Raw genomic sequence first — 20,855 nt, 5'->3', positions numbered from 1 at the left:
ATGGCAACGTTAGCCGCTGCCTAATCCTTATTACAATTCCAAGAAGTTCTGAATCAGCTTAGAGCCAGCTTTTGACGAGCGCTCCGGGTGGAACTGAACACCATAATAATTGCCACTTTGCACCGCTGCAGTGAACGGATTACCGTAATCACATTGTGCGATTGTGTAGTCACCCACTGGCATTGCGAAGCTGTGAACAAAATAGAAGTACTCACCTTCTTCAATGTCTTTAAACAAAGGGTGATTCGGTGTTGCCGTTACAGTGTTCCAACCCATGTGTGGTAATGGCAAGTCGCCCGTTTCAAGTAAACGAACTTCACCATCACACAAACCTAAGCATTCAACTAACTCGTCAGCCTTTTGGCCTTTCTCTTGAGACAGTTTGCCTAACAGTTGCATACCTAAACAGATACCTAGCAGAGGCTTCTCTACTTGCTTCACAAGGCTAACAAGGTCGCGCTCTTGTAGGTTCTTCATTGCCTCACTTGCTGTGCCTACACCGGGTAGGAATAACTTATCGGCAGCAAGAACAACTTCTGGTTCTTTTGAAATTTCAACTGCGTAGCCCAGACGTTCAATCGCAAACTTCACTGAAGAAACGTTGGCACAACCAGTATCAATAATAACTACTTTCTGCTCTTTCATACCGATCCCTTACAGAACGCCTTTGCTGCTTGGTAACTCATTACCTTCAACTTTGATTGCTTGGCGAAGAGTACGACCAAACGCTTTAAACAGGCTCTCAATGATGTGGTGATCATTATTACCATTAGAAGAAAGGTGTAGCGTACAAGCCAGTGTGTCGGTTAGAGAGCGGAAGAAGTGAACCACCATCTCGGTTGAAAGATCACCCACTTGCTCACGGCTGAACTTAGCATCGAATTTCAGGTATGGACGACCAGAAAGGTCTAGCGCACACTGAGCCAAACACTCGTCCATTGGCAGGCTAAAACCAAAACGGCCGATACCACGCTTGTCACCTAGTGCATCTTTCAATGCTTGGCCTAAAGCCAGAGCGGTATCTTCTACTGTGTGGTGATCATCAATGTGCAGGTCGCCCTTCACAGTCAGATTCATTTGGAAGCCACCGTGTGTCGCGATTTGGTCAAGCATGTGGTCGAAAAAGCCCATGCCTGTATCGATCTTGTTGCCACCAGTTTCATCAAGGTTTACTGCCACCTTGATATCTGTTTCTTTAGTGGTACGAACTACCTCGGCAATACGCGCATTAACCGTCAGATCTTTAACGATTTGTGGCCAGTTAAGCGTGCCTTCAGTTTCCGCATCTGGGCCATATTGGATACCGCGGATAGCCATGTTTTCAGCCAGTTGAAGATCCGTCATTCGATCGCCAATCACAACAGAGTGTTGGAAGTCGACTTTACCGCCTTGTAGATACTCTTTAACCATACCCAGTTTAGGCTTGCGGCAAGAGCAATTGTCTTCGTCAAAGTGAGGGCAAATAAGGACTTCATCAAACTTAACGCCCTGAGATTCAAAGAACTCCATCATCATATTGTGCGGAGCATCGAACTCTTCTTGTGGGTAGCTATCTGTGCCTAGACCATCTTGATTCGTTACCATCACCAAGCGGTAACCAGCATCTTGCAGTGCAAGTAGGCTAGGAATCACTAGCGGTTCAAATTTTAGTTTGTCTAAACGGTCTACTTGAAAGTCAACTGGCGGCTCAACAATTAAGGTGCCGTCACGGTCTATAAAAAGTATTTTCTGTTGTTTACTCACTTGAACTTCCTTTTAATTTTAAATCTGGTGGCCTAGCTAAAATCAAACGCTAACCCAAAATATTGGTTTCACTTGCCAGCCTGCGATTAATCAACTCAAACTGGCAAATGTTATTACTGGTAAGCCTTTCGTTACTGATAAAAGTTACGAATGAATCCAAGTGTCTTTTCGCACTCTTCGCGGTTACCAATACTAATACGAACACAGTCTTCAATTGGTGAATTACGCAAGATGATGCCCGTATCCCAAGCCGCTTTAAACAACTCATCGCCGTTCGGGAATTTAACCAGTAAGTAGTTACCCCAACCATCAAATACCGTCACTTGAGGCATGCCTAATAGACCCGCTTGCAAATACGCTCGGTTAGCACTTAAATCCAGAACTTGGAACTTAGCTCGCGCTAGTCCTTGTTCTGAAAGTGCTTGAACGGCTATGTCAGCAACAGGGATTGGCACAGGATAAGGAGCAATCACTTTCAACAGCACATCGATAAGCTCTTTATTCGCTAGCGTAAAACCACAACGTAAACCCGCTAAAGCAAAAGCCTTCGACAAGGTGCGCAGGATCGCTAGGTTTGGATATTGCTCAAGCAAATCAACGGTTGAAGCTTCTGGACAAAAATCGATATACGCTTCATCCATCACCACAATCGCTTTGTCTTGTGTCATTTCAAGCAGCTTGATGATGTCTTTACGATCAACCAAATTACCGGTTGGGTTATTTGGACTACAAACAAAGACCACTTTTACGTTGTCGAGTTGAGCTTCAATCGCTGGAAGATCCAATTGCCATTCAGAAGTCAGAGGCACAACTTTACGCTCAACACCAATCGTCTCTGCACTGATTGCGTACATACCGTAAGTGGGTGGGCAGTAAAGAATAGCGTCTTCGTTCGGCTCACAGAAAGCACGAATCAGTAATTCAATGCCTTCGTCAGCACCACGCGTTGTCAGTGTTTGTTCTGATTTCACACCAGCGTATTGGGCGTAAGCGTCAATCAGCTCTTTTGGCTGACACTCGCTGTAGCGGTTAAGACGAGACAAGTTCAGGTTGTACTCATTATCAAACGGAGATTCATTGGCGTTCAACCATACATCTCCACTGCCACCAATGCGTCTTGCAGACAAGTAAGGTGTCAGAGCCTGAACTTGTTTTCTTGCTAACTTTTCCATGCCCTACCCTTATTTTGCTTTATTTAACTTTTCAACTCGGATGGTCACAGCGCGTTTGTGTGCATCCAAGCCCTCGGCTTCCGCCATTGTTACTACTGTTGGCGCTAGGCCTTTCAAACCATCAGCCGTTAGCTCTTGAACCGTCATTCGCTTAGAGAAATCAGCCAAACCTAGACTCGAATAAGTCTTGGTATAGCCGTAAGTCGGAAGAACGTGGTTTGTGCCTGATGCGTAGTCACCTGCAGATTCTGGAGACCAGTCACCAAGGAAAATTGAGCCTGCATTATCTAACAATGGCAGCAATTCACGTGGATTCTTAGTTTGAACAATCAAGTGCTCAGGACCGTAGAAGTTCGAAATCGCAATAGCTTGAGTGATAGATTCAGCAATGATGATTAGGCTTGAAGCCAATGCTTGCTGAGCGATGTTCGCACGAGACAGTTCTTTCAGTTGCTTCTGAACCGCTTCTGTTACTTGGTCTGCAACCACTGGAGATGGTGTTACCAGTACAACCTGAGAATCAGGACCGTGCTCCGCTTGGCTCAACAAATCCGCAGCAATGAAGTCTGCATCTGCAGTTTCATCGGCAATCACTAACACTTCAGACGGGCCCGCAGGCATGTCAATCGCTGCGCCGCGGAAGTCATTGCTTACTTGACGTTTCGCTTCCGTTACATAGGCATTACCCGGGCCGAAGATCTTGTCGACCTTAGCCACGCTCTCGGTACCGTAAGCCATTGCAGCCACCGCTTGACCACCACCAACGTTGTATACCTCGTCGATCTTACAAAGCTTGGCGACATACAAGATTTCATCAGCGATTGGCGGAGGTGAACAAAGCACAACCTTACGACAACCTGCGATTTGAGCTGGAACACCTAACATAAGAACCGTTGACGGAAGTGGCGCACTGCCACCTGGAATATAAAGGCCAACAGTATTAATGGCGCGCGTCACTTGCTCACACACAACACCAGGCTGTGTCTCAACCTTAATTGGCTGTGGCTTTTGAGCTTCGTGAAACTTAGCAATATTGCTATAAGCTTGCTCTAACGCTTGCTTCATCTCTGGTGTTAGACGAGCACACGCCTCTTCGATCTCACCCGAGCTGACACGGATAGACTCTGGAGTCACACCATCAAACTTTGCAGTCAGCTCTCTAAGCGCGGCATCGCCTTCATTTCGTACTTTTGCAATCACATCAGAAACAGTCGCTGTGATGTTTGCACCTTCAGTAATAGCTGGACGCTCTAATACCGAGTCTTGCTGTGATTCACTTAAAGATTGCCAAACAACGGTTCTCATCGTCACTACCCCATCATTTTTTCGATTGGTAATACTAGAATCGAGCTAGCACCCAACTCTTTCAGCTGTTCCATTGTTTCCCAGAACAAGTTCTCTGTACTTACTAGGTGAACGGCAACTTTGTCTTTGTCTGTAGATAGTGGAAGAACAGTCGGATCTTCAGCACCGGGTAATAGTGCTTTGATTTGCTCTAGCTGAGATGTTGGCGCGTGAAGCATGATGTACTTCGACTCTTTCGCTTGTTGAACACCCTGCATACGAGTCAGTAGTTTTTCAATCAATGCGGTTTTGTCTGCGTCGAACTCACCAACACGTTGAATCAGTGTTGCTTTAGATTGGAAGATAGCTTCTGCTTCTTTTAGGCCGTTTGCTTCTAGCGTTGCACCTGTAGAAACTAAATCTGCGATAGCGTCTGCTAGACCTGCACGAGGGGCAACTTCAACCGAACCTGTTAGCATACAAGTGCTGAATTCAACACCCTGCTCATCCATGTAGGCTTTTAGTAGTTGTGGGTAAGTTGTCGCAATACGTTTGCCCGCGAGATCTTGTGGGCCGTTGTATACTTCATCTTTGTTGATTGCGATAGAAAGGCGGCAACCACCGAAATCTAAACGACGTAGTGTACGAAACTCTGATGGCTCTTTTAGAGCAACACGGTCTAGGCGAACTTCTTCTAGTTCATTTTCACCGATAAAACCAAGGTCAACCACACCATCCATGATAAGACCTGGGATGTCATCATCACGAACTAATAACAAGTCGATTGGCATATTTAATGAATGAACAACTAGGCGCTCACCCATGATGTTAAATTTAACACCACATTTTTTAAGTAGATCTTGGCACTCTTTACTTAAGCGACCTTTCTTTTGAATTGCGATTCTTAGGCGTTGTGTCTGCATTGCTGTATCCCTGTGCAAATATTTGAATTTATTGATTATTTAAAAGCGCTAAAACTAAAAAACCCTCGGAAGACTTTGTCATCCCGAGGGTTTAAATCTAAATTCTTTGACTTAACCTCCGGGAGAATTCTTGCTCCCGGGTATACGTAAATCTCCCCGAAAGACTAGATAGGGTGATGATGGTGATGAATGTTCATTACTAATTTACGCATACTTATAAGCTCTTCAGTTGTTTGCTGTCTTGTCTCCACACTAACTAAGCTGAGATCCTTTTTCAACCATTTATTCGAACTTTTTTCACGAAACTTAAAATTAAATTAACAAGCACAAAAAAGGGAGGCTAACGCCTCCCTGATAGTTTACTGATTAGCTTTCAGTTTTAGCTTTTGCACGTCGCCATTTTACAGCGAGAGAAGTAAGCCAATGCAAAACATACAGCGACAAACGTTAGAGACGCTGCGCCAAATGCGATGCTAATTGAAGATGTCATACCTAGGGTAATGAAACCAATGCACGATACGAACGCCACAGACAGCGCGTATGGAAGCTGAGTCGATACGTGGTCAATATGGTTACAACGAGCACCAGTAGAAGACAGAATCGTTGTGTCTGAAATTGGAGAGCAGTGGTCACCAAATACAGAGCCCGCAAGAACCGCACTTAGCATCGGCAAAATTAGCGCGATGTCAGATGCTGCAGCCATGTCACCCGCAATAGGTAGCATGATACCGAACGTACCCCAAGATGTACCTGTCGAGAAAGCCATCAAACCAGCAAGAAGGAACAAGATAACTGGTAGCCAGTGGTAATCAATATTGCCAGTTGCTAAAGATGATAGGTACGAACCTGTTTTCATGTCGCCGATAACAGAGCCGATAGTCCAAGCGAACACAAGAATTAGGATAGCGCCAAACATAGAGCTTGCACCGATCCACATTGTTCTTGCGATGTCTGCCATAGACAGCTTTTGCTTAAATACAGTCGCTAGCGCCACAAGTAGACCGATGATGCCACCGTAAACAAGAGACTTACCTACATCCGTGTTTTCAAACGCACCTAAAAGGTTAAATGCTTGACCGTCAGCAGTAAGCGCTTGCCCACCTGTGTAAAGCATCGCGGCAACGGTCGCTACGATTAGCGATACGATTGGCATAACCAGATCAGAAACAGAACCATTCTCGCTCTCTTCGATATCTAGTTCTTCATTTAGATCATGCGCTTGCTTTTGATCGTTGTCGCCTTCAAAGCCACGGCCTTGAGATGCTTCGATCTCATGCTCACGCATTTTACCAACGTCTAGGCCGAACCATGCAACGGCAAACACCATTAACAGAGCGAATACAGCGTAGAAGTTCATTGGGATAAGACGAACGTAAGCACCCAGTGCAGAATACTCTGTCACACCGTGTGTCACTAAGATGCCACCAATGATAGTGATGATGTAAGCACCCCAGCTAGAAGCAGGCATGATCACACACATAGGAGCAGCCGTTGAATCTAGGATATAAGCAAGCTTAGCGCGAGATACGTAAAAACGGTCTGTTACAGGACGAGAGATGGCACCAACCGCTAGGCTGTTAAAGTAGTCATCAACAAAGATGAATACACCTAAGAAAGCAGCAAGTAGTTTTGAACCACGTTTGCTCTTAACGCGAGACTGTGCCCATTCAGCAAATGCGCGAGTACCGCCAGACAGTGTTAATAGTGCAGTTGTCATTCCAAGAATAATTAGGAATGCAATGATGCTCATATTCCAAGTGTTGATGCCACCATCTTCGATGAAAACACCCGATGCTTTAGTAAACACGTAGCTAGCTGCGTTACCTACTGAGTAATCAGCAAGTAGAATCGCACCCATAACAATACCGACACCCAAAGAAACCAATACACGTCGGGTAACAATAGCAAGAGTCAATGCAACCAAAGGAGGAAGCAGTGATAAAGGCGATGTTGCAAAATCTATTAAATTCATGATCTTCAAAAACCAGTTTTTTATTTGGCTAGAGATCTACTGCAGACAAACTTGATACGGCTGACCAAGTTCATGTTGAACTAAGCGAAAGGGAAGTGAACACTTCACCCAACCCTACAGTAGCGCTCCATAGTTTAAAATTAAGACTATGGCAGTGTTGTACCTATTGAGCACAACCCCAGCAAATTGCTTAGATATACAATTTACTTCGGCAATTACACCTTTCATTCCCGCTCATTGGCATCACCCCAACGGAAGTTACTTTTTATAATTGCACCTCTACGTGCGATAACATTATTAACCGTGTAAACCAGAGTTTAACAACAGATTAACCAAAGCCTCGCATCAGGTAGCCGCAATTGTACTCATGAAGAGCAACAATGCAACATATCATTCCGAGAAAAATAGCTTTTTGTTAATGAAGCAATCAATAACAGAATAGTCAACTCTGGTGAACTACTCCACCAGTCACATATCATTTTTTAAGATAATCTTAATAATTATTATAAATTCGATAGGAATACAACGTTGAGTTTTCAACTATTCATCTCACTTTTATATTTTAATATGTAATAGAAGAAATACTATTTGTTTTATTCTTAGGCTCTGTTTATTATTAGGAGGATTATTTAGTTTACCTTGATGGAAAATATCATGTCTGAATTAACAAAAACTCTATTAAATATCCGTAGCCTTCGTGCGTTCTCACGTGAATTAACTCTTGAGCAACTTGAAGAAGCGCTAGACAAGCTAACTATTGTTGTACAAGAGCGTCAAGAGTCAGAAGCTGAAGAGCGTGCGGCTAAAGCAGAACAAGAAGCTAAACTTTCTGCTATTGCTGAACAAATTGCAAAAGACGGAATTGATGTTGCCGATCTTATTGCTGCACTTTCTGGTGAAGCAAAATCTAAAACAACAAAAGCTAAACGTGCTCCTCGCCCAGCGAAATACAAATATGTAGATGCGAACGGCGACGAGAAAACTTGGACAGGTCAAGGCCGTACGCCTTCAGCTATCCAAGAACAGCTAGATGCTGGTAAATCTCTAGAAGAGTTTGCTATCTAAGCATTTAGTTTACTTAGTGAGTAATCAATTACACACTAAGCAATAGAATTAATATTTAAGTCAACCAAAGTATTATTTACGACTTCAATATATTCAGAAACAAAAAAGGCTCCTTTCGGAGCCTTTTTTATATTTATACTATCAGTATTAAAATGAGCTGATACTGATAGTACTACTGATTAAAGAAAGTAGCTTATCTTTCCCAGTACGCTTCTTCTAGGCTATCTTCTCTTTCAGGAAGGCCGCGAGATAAACGTGGAGAGTGTTGAACTAACACTTCATAGCTCGCACGGTTTGAATATTTACAAACTTGTGAGAAAGAAGAGTACGTCAAGAATGAATGTTGGTGCTTACTTGAGTTTGGTACGTTTTCTTTGTGGTACTTATTAGCAGCCATATCATGTAATAAAGCTGATAACGCAGCATCACCTGCACCGTTAGTGTTTTTGATCTTTTCAGGACCACCCATGTATGGCGCAATGTGCGAATACACTTTAGTTGGGTTTTCACATAAATCTTTATGCGCAGGACGACTAAATTCAAAACGGTTGAATTCCGCAATTGAACCTGGAAGTAAAGGCAGTGACGTTTCACGCTTAGCTGCATCTTCCGTATAGCCAGCCATAAATAGACCAACAGGTCCCGCAGTGCATAGAACAAGATCTACCCACTCTAACGCTTTATCTGATGCAGCCAGTGGATCGCTTTCACCCGTTAATGCTTCAGCTTCGTCTTCATTCATTGCAACAACCGTTACGTGTTGCTCAAGGAAATCTTTCCAGAATTCTGGATCATCTTGAATAACGAACTTAGTACCCAATGTAAGAACTACTGGCACATCGTATTTCTTCGCGTACTCGATCGCTTTCATTGTTGCTTCAGGCATAGGGTCACCTGGTTTACAACGAACTAAATAAGCCGTTAAAACTAAAGCAGAAGCACTTTTGAAGATTTTTTCAGGAATGCTTTCTGGTTTTAATTGGTTCATTTGTCCTTCGCTAATTGCGAAAGTACGTTCACCGTCTTCTGTAATTAATGCAAAACAGCGACCGATTGCACCATCTACCCCTTGTAAATGGTTCAGATCCATTCTGCTTGATGTATTACATAAATAGCGGTAACCGTAGCTACCAATCTTAATATCTTGGCTCATGACACCCAGTAGAGTAGAACGGTCATCCGCTAGCACTGAATAGTTGTGTAATGTGTTACCAATTGTGCCACCAGCGTATTCATTGGTAATCAGGCACTGTTCTTTTAATTCTTGATATAAAGATTCAGCGGCTGCGTCACCAATAACCAGTGAATGTCCCTTGCTCAAACCATACTTCTCAATAAGTTCAGAACTCACCTTTGCTTCAATATCCACCAATGTTTGGTCAATACCGATAATATGAGTGCGTGACATTCTTTTACTGCTTTGAGCTTGGCTCACTAGAGGATCACGAGCGTGAACCGGAAAGTAGTGCTTTGATTTACGTTGTCCAGGGAATTTCATAGGGCTAGTCTAAGTCAAGGGGAAATAGGTGGCGGATTCTACCGCGCTATATTTAACGCGGCAATCTTTCAAACTATAGCAAACGTTTGCTGAAGGTTTTTTTTATTCGCCTTCCATAAAGCTTAAATCAGGCAGCATGCCCAAATGCTCTGCGTAACGTTTCTGATTAAACTCCGCGCCGTTTTTCATAACGTCAAATACTTCAATTGCCAATGCACATGCCATAGCCGCAATTGCCTCTTCACGAGGAGTACCAGTCATCATTAAACGCATCAACGTCTCTTTCACTTTCACTGGCTCGCCATCTTCAAGCTGGTTCTCGATAATCTCAATCAGCTCTTCTTCTTGCATAAATTCATTTTGTTCAGACATTTTTTTATCTCAGGTCTTGGATTTCGAGCGACTATGCCACATATACTTCTGACATCCTAGCGACTCACCTCGCTCTCATGCGATTCTCTAACAAAGTCAGCGCACTATTTGTGCAAATGAAACTGTGATTCCGGTCTCGGATCTGTCACGGCGTTTCTCTTTCTGTTAGAATCTGCGACCAAGTAATAGTAACGGTGTTTAGACATGTCAGATATCAGCTCTGGAAACAGCGAAAAGAAAGTAATTGTCGGTATGTCCGGCGGTGTAGATTCGTCAGTATCGGCGTATCTTCTTCAGCAACAAGGCTATCAGGTAGAAGGCCTTTTCATGAAAAACTGGGAAGAAGACGATAACGAAGAATACTGCACGGCAGCTGAAGATCTTGCTGATGCTCAAGCGGTATGTGACAAACTAGGTATCCACCTTCACACTATCAACTTTGCTGCAGAATACTGGGACAACGTATTCGAATACTTCCTTGAAGAGTACAAAGCAGGCCGTACGCCTAACCCAGATATCCTTTGTAACAAAGAAATCAAATTCAAAGCATTCTTAGAGTTTGCGGATGAAGTGCTAGACGCAGACTACATTGCGATGGGTCACTACGTTCGTCGTACTTTCCCAACTCAAGAAGAGCTTGATGCTGGCGTAAAACCAGAAATGCTACGCGGTCTAGACAGCAACAAAGACCAAAGCTATTTCCTATACACGCTAAGCTCAGATCAAGTGGCACGCAGCCTATTCCCTGTCGGTGAATTAGAGAAGCCAGAAGTACGACGTATTGCTGAAGAGCAAGACTTGATCACAGCGAAGAAGAAAGATTCAACAGGCATCTGCTTTATCGGCGAGCGTAAGTTCACTGAGTTCCTAGGCAAATACCTACCAGCACAACCTGGTAACATCGAAACACCTGAAGGCCAAGTTATTGGTCAACACCAAGGTTTGATGTACCACACGCTAGGTCAGCGTAAAGGCCTTCATATTGGCGGCACTAAAGGTGGCGGCGGTAACGAAGAGCCATGGTTTGTTGGTGAAAAAGATCTCAAGCGTAATGTTCTGATCGCAGTACAAGGTAAAGACCACCCTCTTCTAAAATCAGAAGGTTTGATCGCATCTCAACTTCATTGGGTAAATCGCACACCAATTACTGAAGTTATGACATGCACGGTAAAAACACGTTACCGTCAAACCGATATTCCTTGTACAATCATCCCAATTGATGATGAGAACATTAAGGTTATTTTTGATGAACCACAGATTGCTGTGACCCCAGGTCAATCGGCAGTGTTCTACCTAGACGATGTTTGTCTTGGTGGTGGTATCATCGAAAAGCGCATCTAATCGAACGAACAACAAACGATAGAAGACAACTAGGAGTTACTACGTGGCTAATACACTTTATGACCGTACGATTGCTTTCGCCGGAATTTGCCAAGCTGTGGCTTTGGTTCAGCAAGTAGCGAAAGACGGCCATTGTGATAAAGATGCCTTCGAAGCTTCACTCAGTGCTATTTTAAATACCAACCCGGCGAACACTGTGGGCGTATTTGGACGTGAAGCGAACCTAAAGCTAGGTCTTGAGTGCTTAGTAAAAGGTATCGATAGTACTCCAGCTGGTGGCGATATTACTCGCTACATCATCAGCTTGATGGCTCTTGAGCGTAAGCTATCTTCTCGTAACGACTCAATGTCTCAGCTTGGCGATCGCATTCAAACTGCAGAACGCCAAACTGAACACTTTGATCTGTTTGACGAGCAAATGATCAGCAACCTAGCGAGCATCTACCTTGATGTTGTTAGCCCTATCGGCCCTCGCATTCAGGTTTCTGGCACACCGTCTGTACTTCAACAGACATCGAGCCAACATAAGGTTCGTGCACTGCTTCTATCAGGAATTCGAAGCGCTGTGTTATGGCGTCAAGTTGGCGGCAAACGTCGCCACCTTATCTTCGGTCGCAAGAAGATGATCGAGCAGGCTCAAATCCTACTAGCTCGAATGTAATTTATTAGCTCGCGCCTCGTCGCGAGCTTGTTTTTTGTATCAACACAACTCTCACGCAAACGATTGCGCAATGTGCGTGACAATTGAGATTGTTACTGGTATAAACCTCTCAAAATTTAGAAAACTCAATTCAGGAGAACACCATGGAACTGTCAGCATTGACTGCTGTTTCACCAGTAGACGGCCGTTACGGAAGTAAGACTATTGCATTACGCAGCATCTTTAGTGAGTTTGGACTACTAAAGTACCGCTCTATCGTTGAAATTCGTTGGTTACAAAAGCTTGCAGCAACTGATGCAATCAAAGAAGTACCAGCGTTCAGTGCAGAAGCTAACCAGTTTCTTGATGAACTAGCCGCTAACTTCAGCGAAGAAGACGCTCTGCGTATCAAAGAGATCGAGCGCACGACAAACCACGACGTAAAAGCGGTTGAGTACTTCTTGAAAGAGAAAGTTGCGGGCGTTCCTGAGCTTCACGCAGTTAACGAATTCATTCACTTTGCATGTACTTCTGAAGACATCAACAACACCTCTCACGCGCTTATGCTTAAAGAAGCTCGTGACACAGTGATTCTTCCAGAAATTCGTAACGTAATCGATGCTATCAAAGCACTTGCGAACGAGTACCGTGATATTCCTCTTCTTTCTCGTACACACGGTCAGCCAGCTTCTCCTTCGACTATGGGTAAAGAGATGGCGAACGTTGCGTACCGTATGGAACGTCAATTCAAGCAAATCGAAAGCGTTGAGATCCTAGCGAAAATCAACGGCGCTGTAGGTAACTACAACGCTCACCTTTCTGCATACCCTGAAGTTGAATGGCACCAATTCAGCGAAGAGTTCATCACTGAATCTCTTGGCGTAACTTGGAACCCGTACACAACTCAAATCGAACCTCACGATTACATCGCTGAGCTATTCGACGCTGTTGCTCGTTTCAATACAATTCTTCTAGACTTCGACCGTGACGTTTGGGGCTACATCGCTCTTGGTCACTTCAAGCAGAAGACTATTGCTGGCGAAATCGGTTCTTCTACAATGCCGCATAAAGTAAACCCAATTGACTTCGAAAACTCTGAAGGCAACCTTGGCCTAGCTAACGCAGTATTTAGCCACCTTGCACAAAAGCTTCCAGTTTCTCGCTGGCAACGTGACCTAACTGACTCTACGGTTCTTCGTAACCTAGGTGTTGGTGTTGGCTACGCAATCATTGCATACACTTCAACTCTGAAAGGTATTAGCAAGCTAGAAGTTAACCGTGAAGCGCTACTTGCTGAACTAGACAAGAACTGGGAAGTACTAGCTGAACCAGTACAAACAGTGATGCGTCGCTACGGTATCGAGAAGCCATACGAGAAGCTAAAAGAGCTAACTCGCGGTAAGCGTGTAGATGGCGAAGGCATGCGTGCATTCATCGACGGTCTTGAAATCCCTGCAGACGAGAAAGTTCGCCTGAAAGAGATGACACCAGCGAACTACATTGGTCAAGCAATCGAGCTGACTGACAAACTGTAAGATTCGAACAAACGAATAGACGAAGGCTTCCCATGTGGAAGCCTTTTTGTTGCGTAGAACAAATATCTCGAACAGCAGTGCCCTAAGTAAAGCAACAGCCGTCAATCAAACCTGGCATATCCAACTAGCCTCTCCCATTCAAGTACTGTAAGTCGTATTAAACAAACACCCGTTCCTTTTCTTAAGCAGCAAGTACAAAAAAGGCCTCCCGAAGGAAGCCTTTAGAATACATATTGCCGCTTAACGATAGCAGCTTGTGTTAGAAATTACATGTTACGTAGAGACGCAATACGTTTATCTAGCGGCGGATGGCTCATTAGAAGCTCTGTAAGAGACTTCTTACCGTTGATACCAAACGCCATCATAGAACCTTCTAATTGTGGCTCGTGGCTCACTTTTAGACGCTCTAGCGCTGCAATCATCTTCTCTTTACCTACCAAGTGCGCAGCACCTGCATCGGCATGAAACTCACGATGGCGGCTGTACCACATCGTAATGAAGCTCGCTAGGAAACCAAATACCAGTTCCAACACCATAGACACACCGAAGTACACCATCATGTTGCTGCCACCCTCTTCTTCATTGTCATTCGACGCAACAATATTCGCAATGAAACGAGATAGGAAGATAACGAACGTGTTCACAACACCCTGCATTAGAGTCATTGTCACCATATCACCATTCGCAATGTGGCTAACTTCGTGAGCTAATACCGCTTCAGCTTCGTCACGCGTCATGTTGTGTAGCAGGCCCGTTGATACTGCGACCAATGAATCGTCACGCTTAGCACCTGTAGCAAATGCGTTGATATCTGGCGAGTCGTAGATCGCCACTGTTGGCATACCAATACCAACTTGTTGAGATTGACGGCTTACCGTCTCCATCAACCAATGTTCTGTTTCGTTACGTGGGCTTTCAATGACCATGCCGCCTACAGAGCGTAGCGCCATTTTCTTCGACATCATTAATGAAATGAATGAGCCGCCAAAACCAAATACCGCAGCCATCACCAATAAGCCTGATAGGCTACCGGGTTGCATACCTGTGACTGCGTATACAATATTAAGAACAACACTTAGTACCAATACAACCGCTAGGTTGGTTGCAAGGAACAACATTACTCGCTTCATTACTTATCTCCGCATGAAAGCTGTTTTTATAAAACTTATTGTTATAGACAAGGCAGACAGCAATAGATTCCAACCTTGAAGACTTATACTTACTTATACATATAGTCTTAGATTAAGAAAACAAGGTTAAGCATTAAATTGCAACATTTGATTACGAGATTATAGCTGAGTTAATCACGGTCTATTAGACCTAAGTCGTATGGTGTCGATATAACAATCCGTTTACAGTGACTTCAGATGATTTATTGGCTAGTCCATGTACAAAAAGGGAAGGATCATGGTTGAAGGTACTAACACTCAAATGGCTATCGATTTACTGTGCTGTCACCTAGGGATTACTGAAGAAGAAGCGAAAAAGCAGATCGGTATTCTTACGCCAGAAGCAGCGCAAGCAAACATCACAGAGACACAGCAAGCACTAATGGGACTCACTAAAGAGCACTAATCCCTCGCTTGACTCTATAAAGGCTTAAATAGCAAAAGGGCTGCAATCGCAGCCCTTTTCTTGTTCTATGCCCTAATAACCAATTACAGTGCTAGCAATGGTTGAACATCGATGTACTTACCAATGTTCTTAGACTTAGCTTTTGGTACGTAAGGGATCTCACCTAGCTTTGGCGCACCTAGTTTGTCTTCAAGCATCGCAATAATATCAGCGTAGTGCTCAGTGCCTGGATTAATGCGGTTTGCTACCCAACCAACTAAGTTTAGCCCGTCAGCACGAATCGCTTCTGCCGTTAATAGAGCATGGCTCAAACAGCCAAGTTTAATACCCACAGTAAGTACTACTGGCAGCTGCTCTTTTTTAACCCAGCTAGAGAGATATTCATCGTCTGAAACAGGTACACGCCAGCCACCCGCACCTTCAACTAGGACGATGTCAGAGTTTTGCTTATGCTCGTCTAGCTTCGCTGATAATATCGCTTCATCAATCACGACACCGTCATGCTTGGCTGCGATGTGAGGTGATGATGGTAGTAACAATGCGTACGGGTTAACGTCTTCGTAAGCAATGTCTTGTGTCGCCGCTTCTTGAAGATGCAGTGCATCACTGTTACGTAACCCTTCAGGGTATTGCTCACACCCTGCAGCAACTGGCTTGTAGCCAATTGTTGATAAATCTTGTGCGGCTAAAGCTTGAAGAATCGCTTTTGAAACCACAGTTTTTCCCACTTCGGTATCCGTACCTGCAATGAATAATGCATCAATCATAATTGAATAACCCCTAAACAAACTTGATATGTTGCTGGTAAGAAACCTTGATGGTTTTTAAACTCTCGATATTCCCGTTCAACAAGCTGCAACATGCGACGACTTGTTAAACCTTGTGAGCGACCACTTACGTGATTAGCGCCGATACCTTTAAGGTCGCGCATCAGTTCAAACGCAGTATCGTACCAAACGGTGATGGTGGGCAAGTCTAGTTGATGAACCGTACAGCTAGATTGCGCTAACGCAATTTTTACCTGATTGATTGTAATAAAATGGTTAACGTGTTGATGTGCGTCAATTTTGGACCACGACTTTTTCAGCTCAAACAGTGACCCATCAAGCAAAGTTGAGAAAATAACACGCCCACCAACCGCTGTAACACGCTTCATCTCTCTCAAAGGTGACGATAAGTCGTCACACCATTGCAACGCAAGGCTAGAGAAAACGATGTCAAAACACCCATCTTCAAACGGTAATTGTTCAGCATCGGCTTGTTGATATAAAGAGACAGATGCACCACAACGCTTCTCTGCGGTTTCTAACATTCCAACAGAAAGATCAGCGCAAACCACTTCAGCGCCTCGTTTCACCATCTGTTCGGAGAAATAGCCAGTGCCACAGCCTAAATCGAGCACCTTAAAGCCTGACAGATCGCTGGGTAACTTATCCAGCAGTCTGTGGCCGACATCTCGCTGGAATTCAGCGTGTTTGTCATAGGTTGTTGCTGCTTTACCAAAGGCTTCGGCAATCGCACTTTTGTCTTGGCCGACGTAATTATCCACTACTGCTTCTTGTGACATTTACTGAGCCTCTTTAGTTGATTCAAAGCTTGGATGGATACCCGATTTAACGCCTGAGTCGATGTTTCGTTCAATGGCTTGATGCAACGACCTGGTTAACTGGAGAATCTGTTTTTGGCTATGTTTAGCCGTTAACGTGATTCGTAATCGAGCGGTTCCAGCAGGAACGGTTGGCGGCCTTATTGCGGTCACCCAAACTTGGTTTTGCTTTAACTCTTCAGCAATAGATAGTGCAGACTGGGCTTCGCCGATTAAAAACGGCTTGATCGGCGTCTGAGTATCCACAAAACCTTTCAAGCCGCTCATTTGCTCTGCATAGAGAGAGCCTAACTCCGCCAGCTTTTCTCGGCGCCACTCTTGATTTTGAATCATCTGACAGGCATGAGACAAAGCCACCGCTTGTGAAGGTGGCATTGCCGTAGAGTAAACGTGATGACGAGCAAATTGAGTTAAGTAATCACCCACCTCTGACGAGCACAAAATCGCAGCACCAGAGAGGCCAAATGCTTTACCAAAGGTCACCACCAAGATATCAGGTGAGACTTGTGCCGCACTGCAGCTCCCAGCCCCTTTATCACCTAATACGCCGATACCGTGGGCATCATCAACCGCCAACCAATTGTCGTATCGATTAGTCAGGTTAAATATCTGGCTAAGAGGTGCTTGGTCGCCATCCATGCTAAACACACCTTCAGTAACGACTAACGATTGTGGAGAGCGGCTTAGTAAAGACTCGAGGTGCTGAGTATCGTTGTGCTTGAAACGTTTCATTGTTGCAGGACAAAGCATCCCCGCTTCCATCAAAGAGGCGTGGTTAAGTTTGTCTTGCAGCAGAGAGTCGTCTTTTTCGAGCAGAGAAAACAACAAGGCTTGGTTCGCACTGAAACCAGAACTAAAGAGAATGGCACGTTCAAAACCTAACCATTCACAAAGTTGAGCTTCTAAATTTCGATGAGCAGGAGTAAACCCCGTGACCAATGGCGATGCCGCACTACCAGCACCATACTGAGAAAGTCCCGCTTGCCACGCCTCCACCAATTCAGGATCGCTCGCCAAGCCTAGGTAATCATTACTCGAAAAATTAATGAAGCTAGAACCTTCGCTAGTAAGCAAAGGACCATTACTGTTTTCTAACACCTTAAGTTGGCGAGTTAACCCTTGCTCACGGCGATGAGCAAGAGCTCTTTTGATACGAGATTTAAACAGTGGCATCGTAGAACATGTCATCTTTCGTTGGACGAGCAGCAACGCGCTCCACCACTTGATCTAACAGTTCGTTTTCTTGAATTTCATCAGGCTTCTGAGCCACTTGTTGGCTGTTGATCCCTAACTTCTTAAATAACTGCATGTCCGTGTCTTCATCTGGATTTGGCGTAGTCAGTAGCTTACAGCCGTAGAAAATAGAGTTCGCGCCAGCCATAAAACACATCGCCTGCATCTGTTCATTCATATTTTCACGACCGGCAGATAAGCGAACCGCAGACATTGGCATCATGATACGAGCAATCGCAATCAACTTAATGAAGTCAAAAGATTCAACATCATCGACGTTTTCCATCGGTGTGCCTTTCACTTTCACGAGCATGTTGATTGGCACACTCTCTGGGTGTACAGGAAGGTTCGCTAGCTCTACCAGCAAGCCTGCACGGTCATTAGTACTTTCGCCCATACCGATGATGCCACCAGAACAGATCTTCATCCCGGCATCACGTACGTGAGATAGCGTATCTAAGCGATCTTGGTAAGTACGAGTGGTAATAATACTACCGTAGAATTCTGGCGACGTATCAAGGTTATGGTTGTAGTAGTCCAAACCTGCGTCTGCAAGCTCACCTGCTTGATCAGGCGTTAACATACCTAGTGTCATACAAGTTTCTAGGCCCATGCCCTTCACACCTTTGATCATGTCAGTTAGGTGAGGCATATCGCGTTCTTTCGGGTTTTTCCATGCAGCGCCCATACAGAAACGAGTTGAGCCCGCATTTTTGGCTTTTTGCGCCGCATCCAAAACACGCTCAACTTCCATTAAGCGTTCTTTGTCGACATCCGTTCGGTAGTGAGCACTTTGAGGACAGTACTTACAATCTTCAGGGCAAGCACCAGTCTTTATCGATAACAGCGTACTCACCTGCACGTGGTTGTGCTCTTGGTACTGTCTATGAACCACTTGAGCTTCAAACATTAAATCCATAAACGGTTTTTCAAGCAGCGCTGTTACTTCAGCAACTGTCCAGTCATGACGAACTTCCACGTGTCGATCCTTTTTATTATTTGATGTTGCATCTCCATCACTAGAGATTGCATTTATGCTTGGCTAGTCTACCGACAAGCTTTAGACTGTCAACACATTGATAATATCAAAAGTTTACATTTGGTTATCTTTTAATCACATCAGGAATGGGAATTACTATGGATCTCGCCTTTGATCGCCAGCATATCTGGCATCCTTATACATCAACGTTAACACCTCTGACCTGCTACCCAGTCACCAACGCAGACGGTGTTTACCTAGAATTAGAAGGCGGAAAACGAATTATTGATGGCATGTCATCTTGGTGGTCAACCATTCATGGCTACAACCACCCAGAACTAAACGCTGCGGCTCACAGTCAAATTGATAAAGTTTCACACGTTATGTTTGGTGGTATCACCCATCAGCCCGCTATCGATTTGTGTAAAAAGCTTTTGAATCTCGCACCAAGTAATCTTGAACATGTATTCTTGGCTGATTCAGGTTCAGTCGCGGTAGAAGTAAGCCTTAAAATGGCGCTTCAATACTGGCATGCCAAGGGGCAACCTCGTTCGAAATTCCTCACACTCAGAGATGGCTACCACGGTGATACCTTTGCAGCGATGTCAGTGACCGATCCTGACAACTCAATGCACAGCCTCTATAAAGGTTTTCTGCCGGAACACATTTTCGCTGATTCACCAAAAACTGGCTTTTGGGATGAGTGGGACGCCAAAGACATTGATAGCTTTCGCGAAAAGTTGACCGTACACCATGAAGAAATCGCTGCCGTGATCCTAGAGCCAATTGTTCAAGGTGCTGGCGGTATGCGCATCTACCACCCTGAGTTCCTAAAACAGGTTCGATTGCTGTGTGATGAATTCAACGTATTGTTGATTTTGGATGAGATTGCAACTGGATTTGGCCGCACAGGGAAACTGTTCGCGTGTGAGCATGCCGACATTCAACCGGACATCTTATGCGTTGGAAAGGCTTTAACTGGCGGCTATATGACCCTTTCAGCAACGCTGGCGAGTAAAGAAGTTGCTGACACGGTATGTGGCGGTGAAGCGGGCTGTTTTATGCACGGGCCAACCTTTATGGGCAACCCATTGGCTTGTGCAGTCGGTGCGGCAAGTTTATCCATCATAGAGCAAGGCCATTGGCAAAATCAGACTCAACAGATTGAACAGATCTTTTCAGAATTGCTGCCACCTTTGCGAGAGCATGATCTGGTGAAAGACGTACGCTGGTTGGGCGCGATTGGTGTAGTTGAAACGCATTCGCCTGTCGATATGGAAACCATTCAAGCTCACTTTGTTGAACAAGGTGTTTGGATTCGCCCATTTGGTAAATTGATTTATATGATGCCTCCCTTTATTAGTAAGCCAGAACATATCGAGCAGCTTGTTTCAGCCATTGAAAGTGTATTACAGGATAATAACTGCTTTAAGTAAAACTAACGGAGTTTACTCTTATCTTCCTTTGTTAGTGAATCTCATAAATTAAAAGGCCTTACGTGAAAGTAAGGCCTTAGTATATTTTCGGTGATAGTTAACAATTTAACGTAATTGGCTATCTTTACTTGCTCGACGGTTAAACAATGAATGTCGATGTGCGTCATGCTCTAATATTGACTGACATTCAATACAGAAACGTACGCCTTTAATCGCAAGACGTCTTTGTTCTGGTATCTCATCACCGCATTCATCGCAATAACGCAAGCTTTCTCCGCCTTGAATGTTACCTCTTACTCGAGAGATCTCATCATCAATGGTATTTTGAATTTGCTGGCTGACACTATCGTCACCAGCCCATCCTACGGCCATAAGCCCTCCTCAGTATTTGAACGAGAAAATCTATACCTACCGCGGTAAGAGCATATTATAGCCACATTTAAGGATTGTAATAATTATCAAAATTAATAAAACACTATTA

20 protein-coding genes, 1 riboswitch and 1 other annotated feature are annotated in these 20,855 nt (G+C 44.3%); of the genes, 6 read left to right on the top strand and 14 right to left on the bottom strand.

Annotated elements, in window-relative coordinates:
* Positions 1–30: 30 nt before the first annotated feature.
* The 6 genes from hisH to L4C44_RS00890 all read right to left on the bottom strand — a co-directional run bounded on the left by hisH (position 31) and on the right by L4C44_RS00890 (position 7,094).
* Complete coding sequence (gene hisH, locus L4C44_RS00915; RefSeq protein ID WP_060982828.1) at positions 31–645, bottom strand: imidazole glycerol phosphate synthase subunit HisH; 615 nt, start codon at positions 643–645, stop codon at positions 31–33.
* 9 nt (positions 646–654) lie between these two features.
* A complete protein-coding gene (hisB, locus tag L4C44_RS00910) occupies positions 655–1,743 on the bottom strand; it encodes a bifunctional histidinol-phosphatase/imidazoleglycerol-phosphate dehydratase HisB (RefSeq protein ID WP_285952925.1) in 1,089 nt (362 codons plus the stop codon).
* Positions 1,744–1,874: 131 nt separating this feature from the next.
* The gene (hisC, locus tag L4C44_RS00905) at positions 1,875–2,915 is read right to left on the bottom strand and encodes a histidinol-phosphate transaminase (RefSeq protein ID WP_048609393.1); all 1,041 of its coding nucleotides are present in this window, start codon (positions 2,913–2,915) and stop codon (positions 1,875–1,877) included.
* Between the two features lie 9 nt (positions 2,916–2,924).
* A complete protein-coding gene (gene hisD / locus L4C44_RS00900) occupies positions 2,925–4,226 on the bottom strand; it encodes a histidinol dehydrogenase (protein ID WP_102433208.1) in 1,302 nt (433 codons plus the stop codon).
* Positions 4,226–5,122, bottom strand: a complete 897-nt coding sequence (hisG, locus tag L4C44_RS00895; RefSeq protein WP_048617711.1) for an ATP phosphoribosyltransferase — start codon at positions 5,120–5,122, stop codon at positions 4,226–4,228. The genes hisD and hisG overlap by 1 nt, the downstream gene beginning before the upstream one ends.
* A gap of 53 nt (positions 5,123–5,175) precedes the next feature.
* Positions 5,176–5,311, bottom strand: a sequence feature (His leader region).
* A 190-nt stretch (positions 5,312–5,501) separates the two neighbouring features.
* Positions 5,502–7,094 (bottom strand): Na+/H+ antiporter NhaC family protein, encoded by a 1,593-nt coding sequence (locus L4C44_RS00890; protein WP_132744986.1) that lies wholly within the window; start codon positions 7,092–7,094, stop codon positions 5,502–5,504.
* A 112-nt stretch (positions 7,095–7,206) separates the two neighbouring features.
* Positions 7,207–7,384: riboswitch (Lysine riboswitch) on the bottom strand.
* Positions 7,385–7,748: 364 nt separating this feature from the next.
* Here L4C44_RS00890 and L4C44_RS00885 point away from each other — a divergent pair.
* On the top strand, positions 7,749–8,159 hold the full coding sequence (locus L4C44_RS00885; RefSeq protein WP_017060262.1) for an H-NS family histone-like protein: 411 nt from the start codon (positions 7,749–7,751) through the stop codon (positions 8,157–8,159).
* Positions 8,160–8,352: 193 nt separating this feature from the next.
* Here L4C44_RS00885 and L4C44_RS00880 read toward each other — a convergent pair whose 3' ends face one another.
* Positions 8,353–9,657, bottom strand: a complete 1,305-nt coding sequence (locus L4C44_RS00880) for an inosine/guanosine kinase (RefSeq protein WP_017065317.1) — start codon at positions 9,655–9,657, stop codon at positions 8,353–8,355.
* Positions 9,658–9,759: 102 nt separating this feature from the next.
* Positions 9,760–10,029 carry a hypothetical protein gene (locus L4C44_RS00875; RefSeq protein ID WP_010439986.1) on the bottom strand — a complete coding sequence of 90 codons (270 nt, stop codon included), beginning with the start codon at positions 10,027–10,029 and terminating at the stop codon, positions 9,760–9,762.
* Positions 10,030–10,233: 204 nt separating this feature from the next.
* On the opposite strand from L4C44_RS00875, the gene mnmA reads away from it, so the two are divergent.
* From mnmA to purB, 3 genes are all read left to right on the top strand, one after another.
* Entirely contained in the window at positions 10,234–11,370 is a 1,137-nt protein-coding gene (gene mnmA, locus L4C44_RS00870; RefSeq protein WP_048609389.1) for a tRNA 2-thiouridine(34) synthase MnmA, read from the top strand.
* 43 nt (positions 11,371–11,413) lie between these two features.
* A complete protein-coding gene (gene hflD / locus L4C44_RS00865) occupies positions 11,414–12,031 on the top strand; it encodes a high frequency lysogenization protein HflD (protein ID WP_428804178.1) in 618 nt (205 codons plus the stop codon).
* Positions 12,032–12,174: 143 nt separating this feature from the next.
* Positions 12,175–13,545, top strand: coding sequence for an adenylosuccinate lyase (gene purB, locus L4C44_RS00860; RefSeq protein WP_019822492.1), 1,371 nt, complete (start codon positions 12,175–12,177; stop codon positions 13,543–13,545).
* 266 nt (positions 13,546–13,811) lie between these two features.
* On the opposite strand, the gene htpX is transcribed toward purB, so the two are convergent.
* A complete protein-coding gene (gene htpX, locus L4C44_RS00855; protein ID WP_060982833.1) occupies positions 13,812–14,675 on the bottom strand; it encodes a protease HtpX in 864 nt (287 codons plus the stop codon).
* Between the two features lie 277 nt (positions 14,676–14,952).
* On the opposite strand from htpX, the gene L4C44_RS00850 reads away from it, so the two are divergent.
* Complete coding sequence (locus L4C44_RS00850; RefSeq protein WP_186728084.1) at positions 14,953–15,120, top strand: hypothetical protein; 168 nt, start codon at positions 14,953–14,955, stop codon at positions 15,118–15,120.
* Between the two features lie 83 nt (positions 15,121–15,203).
* On the opposite strand, the gene bioD is transcribed toward L4C44_RS00850, so the two are convergent.
* The 4 genes from bioD to bioB are packed head-to-tail and all read right to left on the bottom strand — an operon-like array spanning position 15,204 to position 18,938.
* Complete coding sequence (gene bioD, locus L4C44_RS00845) at positions 15,204–15,887, bottom strand: dethiobiotin synthase (protein ID WP_327784007.1); 684 nt, start codon at positions 15,885–15,887, stop codon at positions 15,204–15,206.
* Positions 15,884–16,687, bottom strand: a complete 804-nt coding sequence (bioC, locus tag L4C44_RS00840) for a malonyl-ACP O-methyltransferase BioC (protein ID WP_428804177.1) — start codon at positions 16,685–16,687, stop codon at positions 15,884–15,886. Before bioC ends, bioD begins: the two co-directional genes overlap by 4 nt.
* Positions 16,688–17,899 (bottom strand): 8-amino-7-oxononanoate synthase, encoded by a 1,212-nt coding sequence (gene bioF, locus L4C44_RS00835; RefSeq protein WP_146491935.1) that lies wholly within the window; start codon positions 17,897–17,899, stop codon positions 16,688–16,690.
* A complete protein-coding gene (gene bioB / locus L4C44_RS00830) occupies positions 17,886–18,938 on the bottom strand; it encodes a biotin synthase BioB (protein ID WP_016792500.1) in 1,053 nt (350 codons plus the stop codon). The genes bioF and bioB overlap by 14 nt, the downstream gene beginning before the upstream one ends.
* A gap of 158 nt (positions 18,939–19,096) precedes the next feature.
* Between bioB and bioA the strand changes: the two genes are divergently transcribed.
* On the top strand, positions 19,097–20,374 hold the full coding sequence (gene bioA / locus L4C44_RS00825) for an adenosylmethionine--8-amino-7-oxononanoate transaminase (RefSeq protein WP_428804176.1): 1,278 nt from the start codon (positions 19,097–19,099) through the stop codon (positions 20,372–20,374).
* Positions 20,375–20,479: 105 nt separating this feature from the next.
* On the opposite strand, the gene L4C44_RS00820 is transcribed toward bioA, so the two are convergent.
* Positions 20,480–20,746 carry a DksA/TraR family C4-type zinc finger protein gene (locus L4C44_RS00820; RefSeq protein WP_146491846.1) on the bottom strand — a complete coding sequence of 89 codons (267 nt, stop codon included), beginning with the start codon at positions 20,744–20,746 and terminating at the stop codon, positions 20,480–20,482.
* Positions 20,747–20,855: the final 109 nt, after the last annotated feature.

Source organism: Vibrio satsumensis, from assembly GCF_050337435.1.
GTDB classification, from domain to species: domain Bacteria; phylum Pseudomonadota; class Gammaproteobacteria; order Enterobacterales; family Vibrionaceae; genus Vibrio; species Vibrio satsumensis.
Note: the sequence above shows the minus strand (reverse complement) of the source record. Positions and strands in the feature narration are given on the sequence as shown.

Coding starts and splice junctions, on each gene's coding strand:
- purB (WP_019822492.1), top strand. CDS start 12,175: ATGGAACTGTCAGCATTGACTGCTGTTTCACCAGTAGACGGCCGTTAC.
- hisC (WP_048609393.1), bottom strand. CDS start 2,915: ATGGAAAAGTTAGCAAGAAAACAAGTTCAGGCTCTGACACCTTACTTG.
- L4C44_RS00890 (WP_132744986.1), bottom strand. CDS start 7,094: ATGAATTTAATAGATTTTGCAACATCGCCTTTATCACTGCTTCCTCCT.
- L4C44_RS00820 (WP_146491846.1), bottom strand. CDS start 20,746: ATGGCCGTAGGATGGGCTGGTGACGATAGTGTCAGCCAGCAAATTCAA.
- L4C44_RS00885 (WP_017060262.1), top strand. CDS start 7,749: ATGTCTGAATTAACAAAAACTCTATTAAATATCCGTAGCCTTCGTGCG.
- L4C44_RS00875 (WP_010439986.1), bottom strand. CDS start 10,029: ATGTCTGAACAAAATGAATTTATGCAAGAAGAAGAGCTGATTGAGATT.
- htpX (WP_060982833.1), bottom strand. CDS start 14,675: ATGAAGCGAGTAATGTTGTTCCTTGCAACCAACCTAGCGGTTGTATTG.
- bioD (WP_327784007.1), bottom strand. CDS start 15,887: ATGATTGATGCATTATTCATTGCAGGTACGGATACCGAAGTGGGAAAA.
- mnmA (WP_048609389.1), top strand. CDS start 10,234: ATGTCAGATATCAGCTCTGGAAACAGCGAAAAGAAAGTAATTGTCGGT.
- bioF (WP_146491935.1), bottom strand. CDS start 17,899: ATGCCACTGTTTAAATCTCGTATCAAAAGAGCTCTTGCTCATCGCCGT.
- hisG (WP_048617711.1), bottom strand. CDS start 5,122: ATGCAGACACAACGCCTAAGAATCGCAATTCAAAAGAAAGGTCGCTTA.
- hisH (WP_060982828.1), bottom strand. CDS start 645: ATGAAAGAGCAGAAAGTAGTTATTATTGATACTGGTTGTGCCAACGTT.
- L4C44_RS00880 (WP_017065317.1), bottom strand. CDS start 9,657: ATGAAATTCCCTGGACAACGTAAATCAAAGCACTACTTTCCGGTTCAC.
- bioA (WP_428804176.1), top strand. CDS start 19,097: ATGGATCTCGCCTTTGATCGCCAGCATATCTGGCATCCTTATACATCA.
- bioC (WP_428804177.1), bottom strand. CDS start 16,687: ATGTCACAAGAAGCAGTAGTGGATAATTACGTCGGCCAAGACAAAAGT.
- L4C44_RS00850 (WP_186728084.1), top strand. CDS start 14,953: ATGGTTGAAGGTACTAACACTCAAATGGCTATCGATTTACTGTGCTGT.